Annotated in this window: 12 protein-coding genes and 1 other RNA gene; 2 read left to right on the top strand and 11 right to left on the bottom strand. The window is 45.1% G+C overall.

Annotated features, from left to right (window positions below):
• Nucleotides 1-116: 116 nt before the first annotated feature.
• From H8R94_RS11600 to H8R94_RS11575, 6 genes are all read right to left on the bottom strand, one after another.
• Complete coding sequence (locus tag H8R94_RS11600; RefSeq protein ID WP_001129922.1) at nt 117-491, bottom strand: TnpV protein; 375 nt, start codon at nt 489-491, stop codon at nt 117-119.
• Entirely contained in the window at nt 472-2334 is a 1863-nt protein-coding gene (locus H8R94_RS11595) for a family 78 glycoside hydrolase catalytic domain (protein WP_186854723.1), read from the bottom strand. Before H8R94_RS11595 ends, H8R94_RS11600 begins: the two co-directional genes overlap by 20 nt.
• A gap of 47 nt (nt 2335-2381) precedes the next feature.
• Entirely contained in the window at nt 2382-2798 is a 417-nt protein-coding gene (locus tag H8R94_RS11590) for a glycoside hydrolase family 78 protein (protein WP_186854722.1), read from the bottom strand.
• A 14-nt stretch (nt 2799-2812) separates the two neighbouring features.
• Complete coding sequence (locus H8R94_RS11585) at nt 2813-5608, bottom strand: alpha-L-rhamnosidase (protein WP_186854721.1); 2796 nt, start codon at nt 5606-5608, stop codon at nt 2813-2815.
• A gap of 62 nt (nt 5609-5670) precedes the next feature.
• Entirely contained in the window at nt 5671-7923 is a 2253-nt protein-coding gene (locus H8R94_RS11580) for a glycoside hydrolase family 3 C-terminal domain-containing protein (protein WP_186854720.1), read from the bottom strand.
• 34 nt (nt 7924-7957) lie between these two features.
• Entirely contained in the window at nt 7958-9049 is a 1092-nt protein-coding gene (locus tag H8R94_RS11575) for an alpha/beta hydrolase (RefSeq protein WP_118281814.1), read from the bottom strand.
• Nucleotides 9050-9263: 214 nt separating this feature from the next.
• On the opposite strand from H8R94_RS11575, the gene H8R94_RS11570 reads away from it, so the two are divergent.
• Together H8R94_RS11570 and H8R94_RS12220 are read left to right on the top strand one after the other, a co-directional pair.
• Complete coding sequence (locus H8R94_RS11570) at nt 9264-10301, top strand: AraC family transcriptional regulator (RefSeq protein ID WP_186854719.1); 1038 nt, start codon at nt 9264-9266, stop codon at nt 10299-10301.
• A 108-nt stretch (nt 10302-10409) separates the two neighbouring features.
• On the top strand, nt 10410-10625 hold the full coding sequence (locus H8R94_RS12220; protein WP_256386606.1) for a DUF1349 domain-containing protein: 216 nt from the start codon (nt 10410-10412) through the stop codon (nt 10623-10625).
• Nucleotides 10626-10813: 188 nt separating this feature from the next.
• Here the strand turns inward: H8R94_RS12220 and H8R94_RS11560 are convergent, their stop codons facing one another.
• From H8R94_RS11560 to rnpB, 5 genes are all read right to left on the bottom strand, one after another.
• A complete protein-coding gene (locus H8R94_RS11560) occupies nt 10814-11467 on the bottom strand; it encodes a DnaJ domain-containing protein (protein ID WP_186854718.1) in 654 nt (217 codons plus the stop codon).
• An 18-nt stretch (nt 11468-11485) separates the two neighbouring features.
• Complete coding sequence (locus H8R94_RS11555) at nt 11486-12325, bottom strand: DUF5685 family protein (RefSeq protein ID WP_186854717.1); 840 nt, start codon at nt 12323-12325, stop codon at nt 11486-11488.
• A 12-nt stretch (nt 12326-12337) separates the two neighbouring features.
• Nucleotides 12338-12766 (bottom strand): BRcat domain-containing protein, encoded by a 429-nt coding sequence (locus tag H8R94_RS11550; protein WP_186854716.1) that lies wholly within the window; start codon nt 12764-12766, stop codon nt 12338-12340.
• A gap of 210 nt (nt 12767-12976) precedes the next feature.
• A complete protein-coding gene (locus H8R94_RS11545; RefSeq protein WP_186854715.1) occupies nt 12977-13831 on the bottom strand; it encodes a GspE/PulE family protein in 855 nt (284 codons plus the stop codon).
• A 110-nt stretch (nt 13832-13941) separates the two neighbouring features.
• Nucleotides 13942-14291: RNase P RNA component class A (gene rnpB, locus H8R94_RS11540), an RNA gene on the bottom strand.
• Nucleotides 14292-14294 lie beyond the last annotated feature (3 nt).

The raw sequence follows: 14294 nt of genomic DNA, 5'->3' as shown, positions 1-14294 counted from the left end.
TTATTAACTCCTTGTATAATACTGAATCTAATTATATTCCTTAACCCTTTATTTGTCAAGCTGACAAACTAAAGCAGAAAAAGCGGCAGGATTTCCCCCTGCCACTAATCATCTGTTTATGCAAAAATAATTTCCTTTTCCACAATCTCCCTCGCACAAGCCCTTATGTTATTGAGGCATCCTGTCCATTCTAAGGCGTTTTCTGCCTTTAGCTGTTCCGTTATGCCCTGTGCCTGTTTCATACCCTCTATGAGCCTTTCAAAGCGTTCCTGTGCCTGTCTGTTGATGTCGGCAAGGTAGGCGTTTAGCCTGCCGCTTGTAAGAAGATTGGTGTATGTAACTTTACGGTACTGTTTTAGATAATCTAAATGCCGTTGCCCCCAGATGCCTATTGCCTGTTCTTCTTCGGCGGGTACAGTTAAGCACGGTATCAAATAATCCCCTTGCCTTTCGTATTTGCCGCCCAGTTCCTCAAATAATGATTTTGCCATTGTCTGTTACCTCCACATTCTTTTTTATTTTGAATGTCCGCAAAATCCGTCCTACATCATAAAGCCATGACGGGCACTTTGTCTGAAGCAGGATTTTATATGCCTTGTCCATCCTGCCAATCTTACAGAGTGCATCCAGCAGATACGGCGTCGTCAGGAACCCTGTATCCAGACAATCCCCGTTTTCTTCTATCTTGCGGATCAAATGTCCGGCGATACTTTTTTTCTTCCTTTCAGGAGCAAGATCAAATGCGATTGCCAGCACATAACTGCCCATAAAATCAAGAGGCATCTTCCCGTCATCATCGATCAGTCCTTTTTGAATGGCAGATTTCATTCTGGACGCAATGTCATCATAGTATAATTCGTCTGATGTATGCCCGAGGAGTGCTGCCGTATCTGCCATGATCCGACAGGAATTCCATCCAAAGATTGGCGCGCAGTATACAGAAGTATTGATAGGTTTTGCAGCGCTTTGGTCTGCTCCGTCTACTGTCTGGCTCGGTATGAGCCACTCCCCGTACTGATGTCCTGTATTCCACAGATACTGGTCAATTTCTTTTGGATGTTTCATCTTGCCTCTACGCTTCTTTGCAGTGTTGATGATATAGTCGCACCACTTTTTCATTGTGTCATACTGCTCTCTCAGTATCCTGATATTTCCTGTAAGCTGATACATGCTCCACGGTACGATACAAGCGGCATCTCCCCATCCCGCTTCTCCCACCGGTTCAAAATTGCGGTATACGATCCGATTCAGTTTCTCCAGTAATTCATAGATTCCGGTAAGGGGGATCACATTGGGAATCGCTCCGTTTTTCTGCTGGCTGCAGGTCATATTACGCAGCCATCTTGTCAGAAACGGGGTTACATTTTCGTTGAGCATGGCTGTTCTTGCATAAATCTGGATATCTCCGGTCCATCCGCCTTTTTCTCTCTGCGGACAGTCAGTGGGGATTGAGAACAGATTCGACCGCTGAGACCATCTTGTATTTTCGTAAAGCCGGTTTATATCTTCGTTGGACGTCTCGAAAGTTCCCAGATCCTCATTGTCAGAAGACAGGACAATCGCTGTGAAATTCTCCGGACTCACCGGCTGATCGCATGTCACTCTCACATAGCGGAAGCCATGATATGTAAAATGCGGTATATATTCTGTAAATTTCCCGTTTGAAATATAAATATCACTTTGCTTGTGCCCTGTTTTCTCTGACATGAAAATATTGTTGAAATAGTTTCCATATTGATCCAGAGTTTCAAAATGATCTAATACCATTTTTGTTCCGGCCGGCAGTTTGGTTTTTACCCGCAGAACACCCGCCAGATTCTGCCCGAAGTCAATGATCGTCTCGCCTTTCGGGCTGACCGTCATTCCGACTGCCGGTAATTCCTTTACCGGGCGCACCGGTTCCCCGTACTGAGCTACCAGGTTGGCGTAAGATTTTTTGCATGAGATACCTGCTTTCCAGCTGCTGTCATCGAATCCACAACAGTTCCAGTTTTCCTGTTCCATCCGTGCGTCATAGAGTTCACCTGCAAACAGATCGGAAGACCGGACCGGACTTTCCGAAACTTTCACCGCATCATCGGACACAACCATTTCACTCGTTCCGTCTTCATAATCAATCTTTATCTGAAATAACACAGAATGTTCGGCTTTAAACTTCCTGCTTCTCGGTTTAAAGTTCGCGCTGTCATACCAGCCGTCCCCCACCAGCATTCCTATGACATTTCCTCCCTCTCTCAAAAACGGAGTCACATCATAAGTCTGGTAGCACAGATATTTAGAATAGACGGTAAATTCCGGAGCAAACTCTCTGTCGTCCGGACGTATTCCGTTCACGCTGAGCTGATATGCTCCGTGGCATGTGGCATAGACGCGTGCCCGTTTTACACCGTCTCGTGCATCAAATTCTTTGCGGAAATATTCTGCCCGCCGGTTCCGGGTTTAACCTTTTTCATCGGGGACGGAGATTTTACCCACTCGGCCGTCCATTCTTTCTTCATAAATCCTGTCTCAAAGGATGAGGATGCCGCCGCCTTTTCTCCGTTATTAACCGTCACTTCCACTGTCCAGCTATAGTCACTGAGACTTTTCAATGGTTTTCCGTTGTACTCTACAAAAGTACTTTTATCACTTTCTACCACCCCGGAATCCCACACTACTTCTCCCGGACCTGTCACTGTAATATGATAAGATGTCTGCATCACATTCTTTTTGCCACTGGTGATCACCCATGAAAAATAAGGTGCTTCGTCCACGCATGGTCTGTATTGACTGTTTACTTTAAGCCTTATAAGCTCCATAGCAACCCTCCTGATTAGAATTTTGCCAGTGCCGCATCCAGCATCTGCGCCTCATCTTTTTTTATCTCTCTTGCGAATGTTTTCGCGACATCTCTGAGTGAAAGTCTATATGCAATATCCGGGATCATATCCACTTCCATCATTTGCGAAAGAAACGTACGGATACCCGGATGGTTCAGCAGTTCTTCCATTGTCGAGTCTATGCTGTATTTCTTCTTTAAAGGCTGTGACGCCTCATAAGCGACTTCATATTCTCCGGCTCTCACACGGCAGATTCCATTTTCTACCTCTTCAAATAATGGATTTTCTTTATCTTCATATACAGATTCCGACGCATATGGAAGAACCACTTCTGCACTTCCGCCGAACGGAACCGTAACAGTGACCGTGATTTTATTATCCTCTGATATCTCCCAGCCGCACTGATAGCATCCGCTTGCCGAATCATAAACAGCTTTTACATATTTCAGTTCGCTATTTACTTTTGGACTGATTCGCATCACCTTGCCTCCCGGGCTCTGTTCCATCACATCAATTCCAGCTGCATGGCGGAAGATCCACTCCAATATAGCTCCGTACGAATAATGATTCAGACTGTTCATCCCCGTACTAGAAACATGTCCGCTCTCATCCAGTGAATTCCAACGCTCCCACACCGTCGTTGCTCCCAACTTCACTTCATGGAGCCAACCCGGATATTCTTCATTCAGAAGCAGCCTGTATGCCGCATCTGTCATTCCATGATCAGTCAGGACATTGCACAAAAGCGGTGTTCCTACAAACCCGGTATTTAGTTTATTTTTATTATCCCGAAGAAGTTTTTTCAGCATCTCCCTTGTCAGATCTTCATTTTCAGACAGATGATACTTCAATGCAAGAATAAGCCCTGTCTGCGTCTTCACCGCACATCTGCCGGTGGAAGTAAAATATTCTTCTTTCACCACCTGCCACTGACGGTCTGCGATTTTCTGATACTCCTGTCTCGTTTCTTCCTGTTCAAGCACCTCTGCTGCTTTTGCAACAATCTGTGCACTCGCCGCATAGTAGATGTCTGCAATATACGCTTCATCAGTCGCTCCGTACACATTATTCGCTGCAGCACCTATACGATCAAGAGCCAGCCAGTCCCCATAATGGAAAACCTGTCTCCATCCATGATGATCTCCGTTAATCTTCCGGATATAATCAACCCATGCTTTCATGCTCTCAATTTGGTTTTCGAGTATTGTTTTGTCTCCGCTGAACAGATATACGTTCCACGGAATAATACATGCGGCATCTCCCCACACACAGGAGCATTTCGTCGGTCCGAATGTGGGAACAATCTCTGGAACCATTCCGTCCGCCAGAAGCTGTTCCTGATACAGGTCATATAAATATTTTCGGTAAAACGCATAGGTATCAGCCAGATAGCTTGCAGTCGCGGAAAATACCTGTGTATCTCCTGTCCAGCCCATCCTCTCATCTCTTTGAGGACAGTCTGTAGGCACATCCAGAAAGTTCCCTTTCATTCCCCATTCGATATTGGAGATTAATTTGTTCACAAGATCATTCCCTGTCTCAATTGCCCCGATGCTCTCATAATCACTGTAAAGAACAAGCGCCGTAAAATCCTCACACGAAAGGTCCCTAACCCCGGTCACTTTCACATATCGATAACCATAATATGTAAAATGGGGAGTGATCACCTTTTCCGTACCATCAGAAATATAGACATACTCCGACAGCGCAGTTCTCAAATTCTCATTATAAAAGCACCCATTCTGAAGCACCTCGCCTGTCTGGATCCTGATAGCTGTCCCTGCCGGCTCATGCACCCGCAGCCGGAAGATCCCCGTGATCTCCTGCCCCAGATCAAATACCTCTTCTCCGGCAGGAGTATGGATCAGCTCTGCCGGCTTCCTCTCCTCCTGTACCTTAACAGGAAGAGATAATCGTTCCATAAGCCGGCCTTTCGGAGCCTTTGCGATCCGCGCAGGAGACTCCTCAACCGGCGGCAGCGTATCATCTCTTCTCTCACCGTCATAGATATTGGAAAACCACAAATTGCTTCTTGTAACTGACCAAGTTTCATCAGAACTGATTACATCTTTCGTTCCGTCTTTGTACTCTATGTGAACCTCCGCAATCAGCTTCCACTCGTCACCGTAATATGCTTCCCGCTCCGGATCATTGAAACCGAACCGTCCTTTATACCAACCGTTTCCGAGAAGAACAGACAGCACACCGCCTTGTTCTGCCTGTTCCGTGATGTCATACGTCTGATACTGGATCCACTGGTCATAATTATTGCAGTACGGAGTCAGATACTCATCACCGATTTTCTCAGAATTTTCTTTGTTTTCCCCGAGAAAATATGCCTCATACAATCCCAGACCGCAAATGTACAGTCTTGCGTTTTTCACTTCTTTTTTCGGTTCAATCCTTTTTGAAAAAATCGGATGACGTTCCTGACTGCTGTCACAAGTAATCCATCTTCCAGTCCATGGTTCATCCATTTTGGCAGTCTCAAAAAACTGTACATCTGATTCGATTACTTCCTCTAAATCTGTTACAACAATGACCTTCCAGTAATATCTTGTATACGGCTGTATTTCAAATTCTACTCTTGTAGAGAGGCTGTCCAACTCTGTTTCACCTGTATCGTAACAGATATCTGTAAAGGTTTTATTCTTGCTGATTACAATCCTTGCATGTTTCTGTTCCTGTCCTCTGCATCCTTTCACTTTCCATGAAAAAACCAGCGGTTTCAGATAAAACCCTACAGGGTTTGTGATATGATTTGTTTTCGCTGCATAAATCTTGCCCATAATTATTCCTCATTTCCATGCTGATACTTTTTCATCCTATAATGAGCCAACTGTTTCTCCCATTACTGGCACAAAGAATTCAACTCCACGATCATCTGTTCAATCGCTTCGCCCGGAATCACACTCAGAAATGACTTCAGCGGCATCTGGGCTATAATTTCCGGAGTCACAAGCTGTACCTCCCCATCTTCTTTCTTAGGTTCTTCTCCCTGTGATAACCCCTCAAGATACTCCATCATTTTTCCTGCTGTCTTCGGGTGGCTCATTAACTCTCCCATTGTCGTGGTCATATCCACAGTGAACGGCAATAGCACATCAGTAGTAAAGGTAAATTCAATAGTCTCTCTAATATCATCACTGGCATGTCCGATCTGGATTTCATATATCCCTGACGGAGTATACCAGTCGTGAATCTTTGTCTCGTAGTAAGCAAAATCTCTCGCACAAAGCTCCATTGTAACCGTCTTCTTCTCACCCGGATTCAGAATTACTTTCGCAAACCCTTTCAGTTCCTTCACTGCTCTTGGCACTGTGCTGTCTTTGCCGCTGACATAGAGCTGAACTACTTCACTTCCTGCCATCTTTCCTGTATTCTCCACATCAATGCTTACCCTCAGGACATCTCCATCCTTCATTTCTACAGAAGAGAGCTTCATATTGCTGTAGCTGAATTCCGTATATGACAGACCATGTCCGAATGCCCAGCGCACCGGTACTTTCTTCGCATCATAGTAGCGGTATCCAACAAAGATATCTTCTCCATAGAGAACAGTCCTGCCGTCTCCGGGGAAATTCAGGTAACTCGGATTGTCTTCCAAACGACATGGGAAAGTCTCCGCCAGACGTCCCCCCGGGTTCGCCTCCCCGAATAACAGCCGGTCGCTGGCCTCCCCGATGCCTTCTCCTCCCAGATACATCTCCAGAATGGCATTTACAGACTCAGCCCACGGAGTTTCTACGGGACTTCCGTTATGTAGAACCACCACCACATTCTTCTGTATCTCAGCCACAGCCTCTATAAGGCGATTCTGACACTTTGGCAGTTCCATGGATGTTCTGTCATATCCTTCCGATTCAAAGCTGTCCGGCAGTCCGGCAAAGATTACAACTGCATCTGCTCCCGCAGCCGCTTCACACGCCTGTTTCAGTTCTTCTTCTGTCATTTCGTCACGCTCTGACGAGAAGCCCTTCACATACTCCACTGCCCTGCCTTTTCTCACCGCAGTTTCCAGAGCTGACACTACGCTGTCCGTATTGATGTGGCTCGATCCCCCGCCCTGGTAGCGCGGTTTCTTTGCAAATTCCCCGATATAGACTATTTTCTGTTCTTTTCTCAGCGGCAGCGCCCCCTTATTTTCCAGAAGTACGGCACACTCTGTTTCGATATCTGCCGCTGCCTTGTGATCCTTTTCCCTGTCAAATACAGTCTCTGCTTTCCGGTTATCTGCGTAGGAGAAGACTACTTTCAGTATGCGCTCTACCGTTCTGTCAAGAATCTCCTCCTCCAGCTCTCCATTCTCCACTGCCTGGATAATCTTTCTTGTATTATATCCTCCTGATCCCGGCATCTCCAAGTCAAGACCGGCTTTCAGTCCTTTCACCCGGTCATTTACAGCTCCCCAGTCACTGACCACATATCCTTCAAATCCCCACTCATCCCGCAGGATATCTGTCAGAAGCTTCTTATTCTCTGAAGAAAATACTCCGTTGATCTTATTGTAGCTGCACATCACAGTCTTTGGCTGCGCTTTCTTCACCGCCTCCTCAAAAGCCGGCAGATAAATTTCCCGGAAAGCCCGTTCCGATACTTCCGACGATATCTGCATACGGTCTGTTTCCTGATTATTCACAGCGAAATGTTTCATACTGGTTCCGATTCCTTTCGACTGTACGCCCCGGATATATGCTGACGCCATCTTTCCTGTCAGATAAGGATCTTCGGACATATATTCAAAATTCCTTCCGCAGAGAGGACTTCGTTTGATATTAACCGCAGGACCGAGGAGCATGCTCACGTTCTCAGCCTGACACTCATCACCAAGGATCTGTCCCATACGTTCCATCAGTTCCACGTCAAAACTAGATGCCGTGGCGCAGGCTGCCGGGAAGCATACTGCATTCACACTTTTATTCAGGCCGAGATGATCCGCCGCTCCTTCCTGTTTGCGCAGACCATGCGGGCCGTCTGTCATCATAGCGGACGGAATCCCTAATCTTTCGATTCCCATTGTGTTCCAGAAATCCGCGCCCGAACAAAGTCCTGCTTTTTCCTCCAGCGTCATCTCTCTGATTAATTCTTTCAAGTTTCTGCTCATTATGAAATCCTCCTTAAATAAATCTTACCCTCTGTTATCTGTGGGCTTCCCAGAAGGATACCGCTTCCTGAAGCCAGTTTTTCACTTTTGTTTCATATCCAATGCCAAATCCATGTCCCAGACCGTCAATGATTTTAACTGACACATTTTCTTTGCCCAGTACCTTCTCTAATTCCGGCAGTTTATCTTCCACATTTGCAAAACCGAACTCATCATCCCGCCCTACGATAGAAAATACCGCCAGTCCTTTGTCCTCCGGCAAAGCTTTGATATTCCAGTCCAGACCATACATAGGGAAGATCGCTTTCGGTCTTGGCAGATGATTCTTGTGGCAGCAGTCCTCATAATTTGCAAATGAATACGCCGTGGTCATAAGTCCTCCTGCTGAAAAACCAAAGATGGCATAATCATCCATGTTTACAGAAAACTGTTTTTGATGCTCCGTCAGATATCGGATCACCTGTGTCAGTTCCCTCGCGGCAGCCTGTCCCTGTTTCATCTGTTCTGTTTCTCCCAGCTGTCTGCCGACCGGATAACTTATGACGAGAACAGAATATCCCATTTTATGCAGCTTCATCGCCGCAGGATACCCCTCGCAATCAGTTACATTACTGATAAATCCGCCTCCCGGAACTACAATGGCAAGTGGTTTTCCCTGTTGTCCCTGATAAAACATTCCCGTCAGATGTGACCTGTACGGATGACCATTAACTGCTTCCGCAGGATACAGATCCGGCACCAGCCTTGCCTGACCTTTCTCAACAAGTCCGGTTAGATAGTTGAAAGATTCCAAGGCTGCATCCAATTGTTCCTCACGGCCCTGCGCCTTTAAAAAATCCTTATACTTTATAGGCGCAATGGCTTTCAGCACGTTGTCCTCCACATTGAAAAACATATGTTTAAAACCGCCGAATACCGGATGCTGCATGAAAAATCCAACTTTGTCCTCCCCCGTTCCCGGACGGAAATGTCCATTTTCATCGTAATAGCTGCTTCCCTTTATTTTTGGAAATCCGCAGATGCCAAGAAGTGCCGGCAAAAACATGGCACTTTTTTTATAGACATATAATGTCGCACCGATCACAAATAATAAAACAATCACCACTACTGCAAAAAATATCTTCATCCTAACCTATGCCTCCTTTTCTTACTGATATCTTACTTTATACAGACTAAAATTACATCAACGAAACATAAGTGATCTACCGACCAAACTTAATAAATATCCGAGATTACTCTGTACACCTTTTCCCCCAATATGGTATATTTTAGACAGGTTTAATAAACGGCTGATGACTATAATCACAGTTCATTCATATCTCGAAAAGGAGAGAATATATATGATGACATTATCTACATTGAATCAATTTCTGAAGCAGCACACTCCCGAGGAAACCCAGCGTCTGAACGGTATAAAGAAAGATTATTCACAATTTCCTGTTGCCAGCGGTAAGTTTGATACACCCTGTTACCGTTTTGATACGAACCTTGAAGATATACGTTCTTTAGTTCTTTCAAAGAAAGTTCTTCCGAGTTATTACAACTTCGCTGTTGTAAAACAGAATCGTTTTGAAAACGTACCTCTGCATATCCATGAGTGGCTGGAGTTGAGTTATGTTTATTCTGGTTCCTGCACAATGACGATAAATAAGACTACATTCAGGCTAAAAGCCGGGCAGATGGTTCTGATCAGCCAGAATGCACCTCATTCTGTCAAAAGATGTTCAGAAAATGATATTATCATCAATTTTCTACTGACGCGCGAATATCTGAACGGTACCTTTTTTGAACGCCTGTCTCAGGATAATTACCTTACACACTTTTTCATTGAGACTCTGAACACCACGATGCAGGAAAGCAGGTATATTGTCTTTTCCCCGGAGCAAAAACAAAACCGGCTGGCAGATCTTGCCAACCAGTTTCTCTGTGAATTTTATTCTCCATCCGTAACATCCGGACCTTTTTTAGACAGTCTTTTTACGCTGATTACCTGCGAGATGATCAATCTGTTCCAACACGATATGGTTCTGGATCACTCCTCTTTGGATCAGATTTATACCATACTCCGATATATCGAAACAAACTTTGCGGACTGTACTCTTTCTTCTACAGCTGAGTTTTTTAATATGCACCCAAACTATCTCTCTGCCTACATCCGCCAGCATACCGGAACCACTTACAAAGAGCTGGTCCAGACACAGCGGCTCTCTCAGGCGGCAAAACTGTTAAAGAGCACCGCACTTTCCACAAATGATATCAGCCTTGCCGTCGGATATCAGAATACCAGCTTTTTCTTTCAGCTGTTCCGCAAGAAATACGGATGTACGCCTATGGAATATCGAGGCATGCTTCATGCTTCTAATACGCCAAATATGTGATATGTGGCATAAAGTAACACACAAGAATTAGGTAGACAGCAGCCCCTCTATTCCGAACATTTAACTACTTTTCAATTTATTACTTTGAGGTAAGTATCTTACGCTAAAGTGTGTACTTACAAAGGTTTTCTATGGGACTATAACAAAGGCGCAATCGGAGAAGAAGGAATTACACCAGAATCTTTGTGTAACGCTCCGTTTTATTACACAGAGATTACAGGCGATTTTGTAATGAGAGTAAAGGTATCACACGACTTTAAAGATACCTATGATTCTGCTTCCATTATGGTAATGCAGGACATGAAAAACTGGGCGAATAAGTAATTATGTGCCGCTATCACAAACGAAATGCGATGAAAAAGCAGACCGAAACCATTTCAGATTTCAGTCTGCTTTTTTACAGAGTTATAGGACGTAAATCATTCAAACCCTTGTTTTATAAGGTTTCTCTTGATTTAGTCCTATTTTAATGTATGCCCCCTTGCAAAAAGGAACGCCCTTGTGACTTCATGTTATATGCATCGAGGTCCGAAGCAGCACATATTGCAGAATAAATTCAACAAAAACATATTGAAACACCATCTTGTCACACCTGCATATGGTCTCTCATAAGCAGAACCGCGTGTCTCATACCAGTCACTGCCATACTCCAGATGCTGCTGATACTGGCGATACTGGAAGTTGCCCGGTTCTAAGGCAACTGCACGTCTTGCAAACTCCTTGGCATCCACTATATTCCCCAGTCCCTCGCTGGCGATCGCTGCGTAATAATACCAACGACCATTGCGAGCCGCATCCGGCATACTGTTTAGGACATGCATTGCCTCTGCAAAATGCCTGCTGTTGATATAATTGGCTGCCGCACGCATCTCGTTGGACTCCTGCGTCTGCTCATAGCCACCATAACTGCTACTCTGCGCGCCCTGTCCGCCAAATCCACCATAGCCATACTGGTAGCCGCCAAAACTTGCTCCCTGCTGGCGCTCTTTCATGATCTGATCGTAGGCCTGCTGTACTTCTTTGAACATCTCCTCTGCCTGATCCTTATTCGGATTATTGACATTGGCATCCGGATGATATTTACGGCTCAGTGTTCTATATGCTTTCTTGATCTCATCCTCGGATGCATCTCGCGATACGCCCAACACCCTATATGGATCCGACATAAATATTTTCCTCCAACTCTATGATTTCGTCTTTTTCTCTTTTAATTTCAGGTATTCGTACTTTGTCCAGACACCGGAATATAAAATATTGCGCAGGATCTCTGCATGCTCCAAAATAGGCATACGTTCAAAAGATTTGGCGCACTCTGCCATCAGACAGGTAAGCGTGGAACGACAAAAAGTCTCATATTCTTCCTTGGACTCCATCTGCACATAGGCTAGCGGATTGTAATTGCCCTTTTTCTGATCCTGTTTCAGATCCTCATAGGCATCCAGAAGATAGATAAACTTGCCCATATAAAAGCCCATGCTCTCCAGATCCTTGGACCACTCATCCTGCTTCCACTGAAAGATCTGTCCCAGCATCTCGCCGGTATAGCCCGCTACGATGTCAATATTGGACTCCTTTGCCTTCTCAGCCACAGCAAGTTTTTTCATATATTCTTCTACCGCCTGCACCTGTCTCGGATAACGGATGCTGATGCGTTTATAATCCTTCAAAAGAGCCTTTGCCATAGCCTGCTTGATATGGCTGCCCTCATCCTCATAATCATCCTGCAGACTGTGATAACTGAGCACGATATCCATGGCTGCTGCATATTCCGTCGCCGCATTGATATAGGCTGTCTTTTTTGCCGCCGGATGCACGGCACAGCGGTAAGATATCTCCTCATGCTCCAACTCATACAGACCGGTCAAAAGGATCAAAAGAAAAGTCATATCGTAATTCAAAAGCATCTGTCCTTTGATCCCAGCCTCATTCTTTAACTGGCGGCAGAGTCCACAGTAATATGCCTGATATGTCTTTTCATCTTCTGCATTTAATTCTTTCCGATTAACATTGATATATCCAAACATGAAACAACCTCACTAGGTACGCTTGACAAATTCCATCTTACACTTCGGGCAGGTGATCATGATCTTGCCCTTGCCCTTTGGCACGCGGATCTTCTGCTTGCAGGACGGACAATAGTAGATCTTGTAGATCTTTTTCTGCTCTCTCTCATAGACAGCCTTGCTCTTTTGGTACTTTGCCTTGGCAGACGCACCGCGGAACTTGTCCCGGACCTTATCCGTCATACGAAGATACTGTTGATTTTCATAATATCTCTTGGATACATTGCGTGACATCATCCGAAAATAACTATACACTAAGGATGCGATCGCAAGCAGATAAATGATGGCATTGTGTGAAAACATCGTGATGATCACAAGTACCAGTGCTACATATAAAAAGAACTTTGAAAGCGCATCTGCGCCATTTCTCCCCACCATAAAACGAGCCAATTTTTCCCTCATGACAACTCCGTTCCAAGCCAGAAACTCCTAAAAAATCTCTGCTCTATCATTTCTTTAAAATTAACTCTATCATTTTGCAGGGCAAAGTCAATAAAAGGACAAATGATTTAATAAAGATTTTAGAATCTGTTTACAAATCACTTGTCCAGTTTATAATTTCATCAAAAAGCCATCACAGACATACCTCTTTGCGCAATTACAAATCTTCCTCTAATACAGGTCAAACAAAGGCATGCCCATGGCGCGTATGGTGACCGTATCCTCTGTCGTATAGGGCTTGCCCTCCTGGGTATAAGATGACTCCAAAGTTGCCGTATAGGTCTTTTGTCCTGCCAAGACATCGCTTGCTGCGATCGTAATGCGGGCAACGATCGCCGGCAGCATCTCGATATCATAACGGAAGCGCTCATATAAGACACCATCGATACGAAATCTGACACGTACCACACGTTCCATGGCTTCGATATGGATATCACTGGCATGCTGTCTTGCCGCCTGCTGCATCAAAGAACGTACCAAAAGAACCACAGGCGAATTGTCCACCTGTGTATTATTGGCTTCATCTGTCTTTTCTAACTCCTGATGCTCCCGCTTGTACCTCTCCAGCACCTTTGCCGTCTCCGCATCCGCATAATAACGGTCAAGTGCTGTCTCTATCTCATAACGCGTCGCGATCACAGGGTCTAACTGCAATCCGGTAATGATCTGAAACTCATCCATGGCTCTCATATCCATAGGATCTGACATTGCCACCCGCACACGGTTGACATTGTCCTTTTCATAGCAGAGCGGGATCATAATGTAACGACGCAAAACATCCCCCGGAATCATCTTGACAAAACTATCGTCAACAAATTCTTCCGCGAGATGCACTCGTTCGATCTTTAATTGGTTGGACAGCGCCTGCGCAATGGTATCCTCCGTTACATAACTCAGTCTGACCAGACTTTCCCCTAACTTGATCCCCTCACGCTTGGAAGCCTCTAAGGCCTCGTCGATCTGTCCTGCTGTCACTGCTCCTTCTGCAAGGAGCATATCCCCCATTCTCTTACGTTCAACTCTCATAGTACCCCTCAATCCTACAAGAATGTAAAAACTACACAATAATATATTGAAATTATACACATGAATGGGAATTATCTCAATCCCCAAATGTAATCTCTTATAAATAACAAAAAAGAAGCAAGACGATGAGCCGGGTTATGTCTGGAGTAATCATCTATCTAGGACGACTGTCGCCAATCGCCTCAAGCGACCAACCTGAAACTAGCGGGCCACATACGTTTCCATTCGGTCTTGCTTCGGATGGGGTTTACAGGGACCCTTGCTGTTACCAGCAAAGCGGTGGTCTCTTACACCACCTTTCCACCCTTACTGACGGGAAATCCCGCAGCGGTATATTTCTGTTGCACTTTCCTTGGAGTCACCTCCACCGGACGTTATCCGGCATCCTGCCCTGTGAAGCCCGGACTTTCCTCACCTGCTGCCTTTCGGCATTTGCAGCCGCGATTACTTATCTTACTTCTTT

Source organism: Roseburia lenta (assembly GCF_014287435.1).
GTDB lineage: Bacteria > Bacillota > Clostridia > Lachnospirales > Lachnospiraceae > Pararoseburia > Pararoseburia lenta.
This window is presented reverse-complemented; position numbering and strand designations above follow the sequence as displayed.

Coding starts and splice junctions, on each gene's coding strand:
- H8R94_RS11600 (WP_001129922.1), bottom strand. CDS start 491: ATGGCAAAATCATTATTTGAGGAACTGGGCGGCAAATACGAAAGGCAA.
- H8R94_RS11590 (WP_186854722.1), bottom strand. CDS start 2,798: ATGGAGCTTATAAGGCTTAAAGTAAACAGTCAATACAGACCATGCGTG.
- H8R94_RS11585 (WP_186854721.1), bottom strand. CDS start 5,608: ATGGGCAAGATTTATGCAGCGAAAACAAATCATATCACAAACCCTGTA.
- H8R94_RS11580 (WP_186854720.1), bottom strand. CDS start 7,923: ATGAGCAGAAACTTGAAAGAATTAATCAGAGAGATGACGCTGGAGGAA.
- H8R94_RS11575 (WP_118281814.1), bottom strand. CDS start 9,049: ATGAAGATATTTTTTGCAGTAGTGGTGATTGTTTTATTATTTGTGATC.
- H8R94_RS11570 (WP_186854719.1), top strand. CDS start 9,264: ATGATGACATTATCTACATTGAATCAATTTCTGAAGCAGCACACTCCC.
- H8R94_RS11560 (WP_186854718.1), bottom strand. CDS start 11,467: ATGTCGGATCCATATAGGGTGTTGGGCGTATCGCGAGATGCATCCGAG.
- H8R94_RS11555 (WP_186854717.1), bottom strand. CDS start 12,325: ATGTTTGGATATATCAATGTTAATCGGAAAGAATTAAATGCAGAAGAT.
- H8R94_RS11550 (WP_186854716.1), bottom strand. CDS start 12,766: ATGAGGGAAAAATTGGCTCGTTTTATGGTGGGGAGAAATGGCGCAGAT.
- H8R94_RS11545 (WP_186854715.1), bottom strand. CDS start 13,831: ATGAGAGTTGAACGTAAGAGAATGGGGGATATGCTCCTTGCAGAAGGA.